Origin of the sequence: Paractinoplanes ferrugineus (assembly GCF_016862195.1) — a bacterium.
GTDB lineage: Bacteria > Actinomycetota > Actinomycetes > Mycobacteriales > Micromonosporaceae > Actinoplanes > Actinoplanes ferrugineus.
In genome coordinates this window covers 1-6,979 of the sequence record NZ_BOMM01000104.1, presented here as the reverse complement: position 1 = coordinate 6,979, position 6,979 = coordinate 1, and the positions used below count along the sequence as shown (strand labels likewise).

General features: G+C 66.7%; 21 protein-coding genes. All 21 read left to right on the top strand.

Annotation, left to right across the window (positions count from 1 at the left end; translation table 11 throughout):
• A partial coding sequence (locus Afe05nite_RS45185; RefSeq protein ID WP_239118639.1) for a hypothetical protein occupies positions 1–326 on the top strand: 326 nt, incomplete at its 5' end.
• A 125-nt stretch (positions 327–451) separates the two neighbouring features.
• A complete protein-coding gene (locus Afe05nite_RS43325; protein WP_203823193.1) occupies positions 452–1,177 on the top strand; it encodes a GntR family transcriptional regulator in 726 nt (241 codons plus the stop codon).
• 120 nt (positions 1,178–1,297) lie between these two features.
• Positions 1,298–1,855 carry a hypothetical protein gene (locus tag Afe05nite_RS43320; protein ID WP_203823192.1) on the top strand — a complete coding sequence of 186 codons (558 nt, stop codon included), beginning with the start codon at positions 1,298–1,300 and terminating at the stop codon, positions 1,853–1,855.
• Positions 1,852–2,016: a hypothetical protein gene (locus Afe05nite_RS43315; protein WP_203823191.1), complete on the top strand. Its 165-nt coding sequence runs from the start codon at positions 1,852–1,854 to the stop codon at positions 2,014–2,016. The genes Afe05nite_RS43320 and Afe05nite_RS43315 overlap by 4 nt, the downstream gene beginning before the upstream one ends.
• Positions 2,013–2,288: a hypothetical protein gene (locus Afe05nite_RS43310; protein WP_203823190.1), complete on the top strand. Its 276-nt coding sequence runs from the start codon at positions 2,013–2,015 to the stop codon at positions 2,286–2,288. The genes Afe05nite_RS43315 and Afe05nite_RS43310 overlap by 4 nt, the downstream gene beginning before the upstream one ends.
• Positions 2,285–2,530 (top strand): hypothetical protein, encoded by a 246-nt coding sequence (locus Afe05nite_RS43305; protein ID WP_203823189.1) that lies wholly within the window; start codon positions 2,285–2,287, stop codon positions 2,528–2,530. The genes Afe05nite_RS43310 and Afe05nite_RS43305 overlap by 4 nt, the downstream gene beginning before the upstream one ends.
• Positions 2,527–3,117 (top strand): hypothetical protein, encoded by a 591-nt coding sequence (locus tag Afe05nite_RS43300; protein ID WP_203823188.1) that lies wholly within the window; start codon positions 2,527–2,529, stop codon positions 3,115–3,117. The genes Afe05nite_RS43305 and Afe05nite_RS43300 overlap by 4 nt, the downstream gene beginning before the upstream one ends.
• Complete coding sequence (locus Afe05nite_RS43295; RefSeq protein ID WP_203823187.1) at positions 3,114–3,335, top strand: hypothetical protein; 222 nt, start codon at positions 3,114–3,116, stop codon at positions 3,333–3,335. Before Afe05nite_RS43300 ends, Afe05nite_RS43295 begins: the two co-directional genes overlap by 4 nt.
• A gap of 64 nt (positions 3,336–3,399) precedes the next feature.
• On the top strand, positions 3,400–4,041 hold the full coding sequence (locus tag Afe05nite_RS43290; protein ID WP_203823186.1) for a DUF4097 family beta strand repeat-containing protein: 642 nt from the start codon (positions 3,400–3,402) through the stop codon (positions 4,039–4,041).
• Complete coding sequence (locus Afe05nite_RS43285) at positions 4,038–4,229, top strand: hypothetical protein (RefSeq protein ID WP_203823185.1); 192 nt, start codon at positions 4,038–4,040, stop codon at positions 4,227–4,229. The genes Afe05nite_RS43290 and Afe05nite_RS43285 overlap by 4 nt, the downstream gene beginning before the upstream one ends.
• A gap of 114 nt (positions 4,230–4,343) precedes the next feature.
• Positions 4,344–4,499 (top strand): hypothetical protein, encoded by a 156-nt coding sequence (locus tag Afe05nite_RS43280; protein ID WP_203823184.1) that lies wholly within the window; start codon positions 4,344–4,346, stop codon positions 4,497–4,499.
• Positions 4,499–4,708, top strand: a complete 210-nt coding sequence (locus tag Afe05nite_RS43275; protein ID WP_203823183.1) for a hypothetical protein — start codon at positions 4,499–4,501, stop codon at positions 4,706–4,708. Before Afe05nite_RS43280 ends, Afe05nite_RS43275 begins: the two co-directional genes overlap by 1 nt.
• Positions 4,708–4,950 (top strand): hypothetical protein, encoded by a 243-nt coding sequence (locus Afe05nite_RS43270; protein WP_203823182.1) that lies wholly within the window; start codon positions 4,708–4,710, stop codon positions 4,948–4,950. Before Afe05nite_RS43275 ends, Afe05nite_RS43270 begins: the two co-directional genes overlap by 1 nt.
• Positions 4,950–5,135, top strand: coding sequence for a hypothetical protein (locus Afe05nite_RS43265; RefSeq protein ID WP_203823181.1), 186 nt, complete (start codon positions 4,950–4,952; stop codon positions 5,133–5,135). Before Afe05nite_RS43270 ends, Afe05nite_RS43265 begins: the two co-directional genes overlap by 1 nt.
• Positions 5,135–5,401 carry a hypothetical protein gene (locus Afe05nite_RS43260; RefSeq protein WP_203823180.1) on the top strand — a complete coding sequence of 89 codons (267 nt, stop codon included), beginning with the start codon at positions 5,135–5,137 and terminating at the stop codon, positions 5,399–5,401. The genes Afe05nite_RS43265 and Afe05nite_RS43260 overlap by 1 nt, the downstream gene beginning before the upstream one ends.
• The gene (locus Afe05nite_RS43255) at positions 5,401–5,670 is read left to right on the top strand and encodes an FHA domain-containing protein (RefSeq protein ID WP_203823179.1); all 270 of its coding nucleotides are present in this window, start codon (positions 5,401–5,403) and stop codon (positions 5,668–5,670) included. The genes Afe05nite_RS43260 and Afe05nite_RS43255 overlap by 1 nt, the downstream gene beginning before the upstream one ends.
• Entirely contained in the window at positions 5,670–5,882 is a 213-nt protein-coding gene (locus Afe05nite_RS43250) for a hypothetical protein (RefSeq protein ID WP_203823178.1), read from the top strand. The genes Afe05nite_RS43255 and Afe05nite_RS43250 overlap by 1 nt, the downstream gene beginning before the upstream one ends.
• Positions 5,882–6,142, top strand: a complete 261-nt coding sequence (locus tag Afe05nite_RS43245) for a hypothetical protein (RefSeq protein ID WP_203823177.1) — start codon at positions 5,882–5,884, stop codon at positions 6,140–6,142. Before Afe05nite_RS43250 ends, Afe05nite_RS43245 begins: the two co-directional genes overlap by 1 nt.
• Positions 6,142–6,459: a hypothetical protein gene (locus Afe05nite_RS43240; protein WP_203823176.1), complete on the top strand. Its 318-nt coding sequence runs from the start codon at positions 6,142–6,144 to the stop codon at positions 6,457–6,459. The genes Afe05nite_RS43245 and Afe05nite_RS43240 overlap by 1 nt, the downstream gene beginning before the upstream one ends.
• Entirely contained in the window at positions 6,456–6,725 is a 270-nt protein-coding gene (locus Afe05nite_RS43235; protein ID WP_203823175.1) for a hypothetical protein, read from the top strand. The genes Afe05nite_RS43240 and Afe05nite_RS43235 overlap by 4 nt, the downstream gene beginning before the upstream one ends.
• A partial coding sequence (locus Afe05nite_RS43230) for a hypothetical protein (RefSeq protein ID WP_203823174.1) occupies positions 6,722–6,979 on the top strand: 258 nt, incomplete at its 3' end. The genes Afe05nite_RS43235 and Afe05nite_RS43230, both read left to right, overlap by 4 nt.

The window sequence follows — 6,979 nt, the reverse complement described above, 5'->3', positions numbered from 1 at the left end:
TGTACACCCCGGCGTTCGTCGTTTCAGGCGGCGGTTCGGCTGCTTGCCGGGCGGCCCGCCAGCTGAATGCGGACGAGAGCATCGGCCCAGGCGACGGCCGTCCTTCCCCACGGTCGACGGAGTCCTGCTTCGAGCAGGCTGATGGCGGCTGGGGTGACGCCGACGAGTCGCGCCAGTTCGGCTTTGCTGAGGCCGGCGTTCACGCGTATTTGCACGGGGTCGCAGTCGGCGAGGAAGCGCCGGGCCTCGACCACTTTGATCGGGTCGGGTGGAGTCATGCCTCCGATCATTCCCTACAGTCACGTAACAGTCAAGCAGTAACGTAACTCATGGGTGGCTGTTTTATATTGGTGCTTTCCAAAAAGAACTAGAGAGTGAGCCTCGGGAAGCTTGATCAAGAGATGTACCGGTTGACTGGTACCGTGCTGTATCGCTACAGCTGGGGGCAGCCGTGACAGTCATCAAAAACGCCGAAGCGCTCGCGCAGCACATCCGTCAGCAGATCGCCTCTGGCCAGCTCAAACCCGGTGACAAGCTGCCCTCCCTGGCCGAGATGACCGAAGGCCAAGCAATCAGTAAAGGCACAGCCCAGCGCGGCATCGACAAGCTCAAAGCTGAAGGACTCATCGAGTCCCGGCACGGCGCCGGCAACTACGTCCGCGACACCAGCGAGCGCATCGTCCGGCAGGCGCCCGGGGACATCTTCATGTCGGTCAGCCTGCCCGGCCAGCCACGTACGGTCCGCCGCATCGACGAAGTGCCGGCGCCCTGGGTGGTGGCGAGGAATCTGGGTGTCGAGGAAGGCGACCCTGTCCTGCTGCGCCGGACCACCGTGGACCACGAGGGCCACACGGTGCAGTTGGAGAACGCCTATTTCCCGGTGGAGCTGACCCGGGGCACTCCTGTCGCCTATCACGACCCCGGCGAGGGTGGAATCTACGCCCGGCTCGCCGAGAAAGGCGAGGTCGTGGCGGTGTTCCACGAACGGCTGAAGGCGCGGGCGGCCTCGCCTGAGGAGGTGGCGGTGCTGGACCTGAAGGCGGGTCCGACGGTGCTGGAGATCGTGCGCCTGAGCAGGACTGAGGACCGCGTGATCGAGGTCGCTCAGCTGGTGCTCGACGCATCGGTTTATGAGGTGTGGTTCGACGTACCCGCCAGGAGTACCGATACACCCTAGACAGAACCGATACAGTCTGGAATAGTTCTGGGTGCAAGAGGAAAGCCCCCGCATCGGATCCGGCAAAGACACCGATGCAGAGGCTTCCCAGGGTCCGACCCCTGCACCCAGGAGCCAGACATGCTCAAGCTACAGCCCGGCCAGACCGCAAGCTTCGACCTCGGCCGTCTCACCGTCCGCGTCGACCGCCACCACGACGGCGTCTCCTTCACCGTCGATCACCACCCCGAGCTCAACCGCCCGTTCACCGACCTGAACGAGGCCGCCGCCTACTACCGCTACCTGCGCGACAACGGCCACCGGCCCGTCCGCGACATCGTCGCCGAAGCGGGCGTGCTCATCTCCGCCTCCGCCGTCCTGGCCGAAGCCGCGGCAGACCTGCCCGCGCCGGCCACCCTGGACGCCTACCGCCACCGCGCGCAGCCCACCACCCGCGCCGCCCACGTCCACACCAAGCCGTTGGGTCCGGCCGCCCGTGACCGCATCCGCTGCCACAACAACGGTGTCGTCACCCTCCTGCCCGGCCAGAACTGGCTGCTGCTCCAGTCGATCGTCGACCGCCGGCTCGGCACCCCCACCTTCGCCAACGGCAAGCGCGGGAAGATCGCGTCGGTTCAGCTCAACAGCGCCGGATGGGTGCTCGCCGCGCAGCTCGGCGGACAGGCGGTGGCGGCGTGAAGGCCCACCTGGAGCCGTACAAGGTCAAGCCCATCGACACGAACAACAACGTCCCGTTGACCTGCGGACACAAGCACGTCACCGGCGACACCATTCACGTTGCGACTGCCGGGCGGTGGAAGGCCATCTGCGACCGCTGCCACGAGAAGGAGTCGTCGTGAGCGACGAACTGATCGCCTGCCATGCGGCTTTGGCCGCGTTCGTGCAGGGCGTGCGCACGCATCAGGACCAGTTGACTCCGGAGCAGTGGCGAGCCGCTGAACTGATGATTCGCACCTACCGGGGTCCGGCCTGCGTCGAGGACAAGGTCCTTCATGACGCGCTGGTGGAGATGGTCGAGGACGTACCGGTTCTCCACTACTCCGCCGAGGAGCTGGCCGTTGCCGAACGCGTGCTCGCCGAGTACACGACCAAGGTCGAGGAGCGGCCGTGAGCTACCGCAGCGAAACCGCACACCACGTCGGCGGGGACACCGTCACCGTCAAACAGCTGGCCGGACTCGACGAGTTCCACGTGTTCATGGGCCTCGACAAGTTCGAGATCTTCCGGGGCAACGAAACCGACCCCGGCACCGACCCGGCCAACTGGTACACGGAGATCGGCGGAGTGGTCGAAGGCCCGTACGACACGGCCGAGCAGTTGATCGACGAACTGTTCCTGGCGGTGGAACTGTGACCGCCCGGCTGATCGACTTCCTGTGCGCCCGGCACCGGCGCGGCATCCTCGAGACCCGCTGCTGGCCCGCCGACAAATGCGGGGACAACACCTGGTGCTCCGACTGCTCAACTGGCCGCGCCCTGCTCCTGCCCCACCTGGACTCGCGGGCACAACTCGCCATCCACGAGGCTGGGCACGCCGTCGTGCACCTGCTCTGCGGCACCCAGATCGAGTTCGCGTTCATCACCGAAGGTGATGTCACGGCGATACGCAACCCGGGCGGAGTGCACCTCAACTCCGACGGGTACCCGGCGAAGGCCCTCATGGCGGGTGCGGCGGCGGTCGAGCGTTGGGCGACCCGCTGGGCTTACCCGCTCGATGACGCCGATCGGGTGGATGTTGCCTCCGGCGCGTGTAGTGACTTCGAGGTTGCCTGGACGTGTGGGCTGTCCGTCGCTGATGCGGGCGCGGCACTTCGGGAAGCCGACCGGGATGTCGCTGAGCATTGGCCGGCGGTCGAGCGGGTGGCAGATGCGCTGCTCGCTGCGGGCCGCCTGTCCGGTGAGGAGATCGCTGCGATCGCCAGGATCGGGGTGGCGGCATGAGCCTCAACCAGCGCACCGGTGACTGCACAGTCCGTTCATGGCTGCTCGACGCCGACGACGTCGAACTGCCCGGCAACACCACCGAACCGACCGTCCTGTCGTGGGTGGATTTCCTCGACATCATGCGGGTCGCCCGTGCCGTCCGCCGCACCTACGACCTGTTCGACGTGCCCCAACCGGACGGCACATGCCGCCGCTATCGGGCGATCGACGTCTAACCCCAGTACCGCCCGCCCCGGCACCCCCGGTCGGGGCGGGCCCCCAACTTCGAACGGAGCAACCATGACCACCGTCGAGCACACCGGCCGCCAGCGCGGCCCCGTCACCCTGCACATCAAAACCCAGGCCGCCGACATTCAGGTCGTCTCCGACCCGAACGTCAACGGGTCGTGGATCGAACTGTCCACCCCTGACCAGTCCGGCCCGGCCGTGGACGCGATCCGCCGGGCTGAGTTCCGCGACCACGGCAACGAGATCCACGTGGACCTGCGGGAAGGGCAGAACGTCAGCGGCGGGGGAGTGACGATCGGAGGCAACAACTACGGCATCATCGCCGGGAACGTGAACGGTTACAGCAGCCAGGTCATCATCAACGGCCGGGTCGTCAGTAGCAGCGGCCCCTTCTCGGCGGGGCCGATCACCGTGCGCGCCATCCTCGAGCCCGGCTCCACCCTTGTCGCGAAGACCATGTCCGGCGACGTCACCACCAAGGGTGTGCACTTCGTCCAGGCGCAGACCATGTCGGGTGACATCCGCGCCGACGAAGTCACCGGTGACTCGCAGCTGAAGTCCATGTCGGGTGACATCCGCGTCCAGGGTTCGCCTGCGGCGCACGTGACGGCGTCGACAATGTCCGGGGATGTGTCCGGTTCGGGTGTGGTCCTGAGCGGGTCGAGCATGTCGGGTCGGGTGTTGCAGCGATGACCGCCTCCCGTGTCCACGAGCCGTGCGGTCAGCCGATGCGCGCGTCGTCGTTCGGTAAGAGCGCCCCGACCCCGGCGCACCGCCTTCAGCCGATCTGGGCGTGCGACCCGTGCGCCTCCTGGGAACCCGCGGAAGGCTGGCAAGGACCACTCCCGGACGGCTGGGACGGGGAGCGCTGGAAGTCCTGAATCCCTTTGGGCCGGCTGTTCCCGCACCCCCGGCGGGGGCGGCCCCAACGCAGCAGACGCCTCCCGATCACGGCGGGGCGATGACCACACTGACCAGCGACGAAGGAGACGACGATGACCGTTCGAGACCTCGAACCGATTGAACTGCGCCACCTGGACCGTGACCTGCTCGCCGAGCGGGTGGCGGAACTTCAGGAGGAACGCGCCGACCTGGAAGCGGAGATCAAGGCGCTGCGGGAGAAGCTCGCCGAACTGGAGGTGACGGTCTGATGGCTCGCTATGTCGCCTGGAAGACCGTCATCGACGGCACGGAGAAGAAGCACCGCTCGGAGAACAAGACGTACGACTGGCTCCGCCAGTGGGCGGCCGACCAGGCTGACGGGGCGAAGGTAGAGGTGTTCGTGCAGGAGCAGTACTCGCAGACCTGGCATGTGTTCGAGCGGCATGTGGTGCGTAGCGGCGTGCTGGAGGAGTTCTGATGGCCGACAACCTGACTCGCTGGGGATACGACGCCGAGGTGCGACGACACCACGACAACCTTGCCCGCGCCCTCGACGAGGCCAGCCGGGTTGCAGCCTCACTGACCGGCAGCCTCGAACGGGGCGACCAAGAGCTGGCCAGCGAAGCACGCCGGCTGGCCGCCGCGGCGGTAGATGTCGTCCAGTACGCCGGGGCGCTCAGCGCAGCACGGCAGCTCGTGTTCACGGTGGAGGAGTCCTGATGCCCACCCTGGAGTCCCTGACTACCGCCGTGGAGCTGCACCGCCCGGTCGGCTACGACAAGTACGGCAGGGAAGCCCCCGACCCGTCCGATGCTGTCTCGTACCGGTGCCGTGGTGGCTGTGACCGCACGGTGTTCGCCGACGGTTGCATGACCTGTCAGGTTGCAAACGGAAAGGTTGCCTGATGTCCGAGACCCGCACCGAGTGGGCAGCGCGCTACCACCGCTACGACGGCACAAGCACCATTCACCCCGCCTTCGGCGACCGGGTGCACGCTGAAATGCTCGCGGACGGCAAGATGTCCCACCTGGTCACCCTGAACGAGCCCACCCGACGTGAGGGTGGCGTGGAGTCAGTCTGGGTCGTGTCGCGTGAGGTGACCGTGGCCGACGACTACACCAAGACGATCGGACCGTGGCAGGCTGCCCGGCCCGGGAGGGTGTGGGCTTGATGGCTGTCATCCGCACATTCACGATCGGCACCGGAGAGGGCTGCGATCTTCGCGTCGAAGACGGCTACGCCTCCCCGCGCCACGCAAAGATTGACCAGCACGACGACGGCACGTTCGTGATCGACGACCTCGCTTCGACCAACGGTACGTGGATACGCAGGCCCGGGATGGCCTTCCCGATCAAGGTCCGGTGCGGCTTGGGAATCGACCTCAAGCCGGGCGACATCGTGAAAGTCGGCCGGACCGAGATCCCGTGGAGGAACGCCTGATGACCGAGGTGAAGGCCGCCGGCCTTCCCGAGGGCAGTGTGGTCGCCATCGACACCCGCGTCCTCCTCAAGCAGTCCATAACCCACGGGCTTGACCGTAAGAACTGGGTGAGCGCCGGCCAGGCCACTCCGTACCGGGATGTGGAAGTCGACGAGCAGCTCGCCGATGGCGGCATGGTGCTACGGCACGGCTACGGCGATAAGGAGATCTAATGACTGACGACGACAGAATCGCTCGGCGCCTTGCCCATGTCCGCGCTCTTGACGAACGCAACGAGCTGGTCGAGGAGCGGGCGACCGAGTACGCGACAGCCGAAGGCTCCAACGCCTTCAGCCCATACCTGCCAGACGACCCGACGCGCCAGCCTGAACGGGAGAACTATCGGGCTCGCGCCCGACGGTCGCTCGGCTTGGCCTGCTGCGAGCAATACGGGATCGGAGACCACGACCCGGTCGAGCACGGGGGTGCCTGATGGCCGATGTTCGAGTTTCCGACCAGGTCGCCGTCACCCAGGCCCTGATCGCTGACGGGTTCGATCCGCCGCCGTATGTGGGGGAGGAGTGGGTTGACCGGAGTGTGACGTGGCTGCCTGAGGGTCACCGGCACATCGTGAAGATCACCGCGTTGGGGAAGACGGTCAGTGGCTGGCAGGCGCGGGTGTCCCGCCGCCAGGTCGACGAGCACGGGAACACGGTGCCGTCGGGCTGCGGGAACGGGTTCATCTACGTGGAGCACCTGTTCGGGCGCGGGTTCCCGGACATCTACGGCTACGAGAGGGTGACGGCGTGAGCGACCTCAACGAGCCCGCTCACGGCGGCTACGTGGCGACCCGGGTGGGCGAACCACATCCTGTGCTCGTCTACCGCCGCGACGACGAGTGTGCGCAGGCTGCCGGCGACCCGGAGGCGCACTGGTTCTGCACCGACAAGCGGTACAGCCGGGCAATGACCTGGACTGCGCTGTCCATGTCACCTATCGCCTACGTTGGTCAGTTCGTGGACCGCAACGACTACACCGAGCATCGGCGGGCAACACCATGGCAGGGGGCGGCGTGAGGCTCACTGAGCACCAGTTGGCCTCGACCGCCCTGCGGATCGTCGCCGAACGACTGAACGACCTGGTGACCCCCGGTGACCTGGAGGACTGGGTGGTCGACGAGATGCTGTCCGAGCAGCACTGCCCCGATAGGGACTGCGACCGTGAAGATGTCGGCGGCCCGTCCGAGGTCGATCAGGTGCGGGCGAAGATGCGCCGGGCGGTCGCCTACCTGCGGGAGGAACTCGACGTGTACGCGATGAACCAAGGCGTC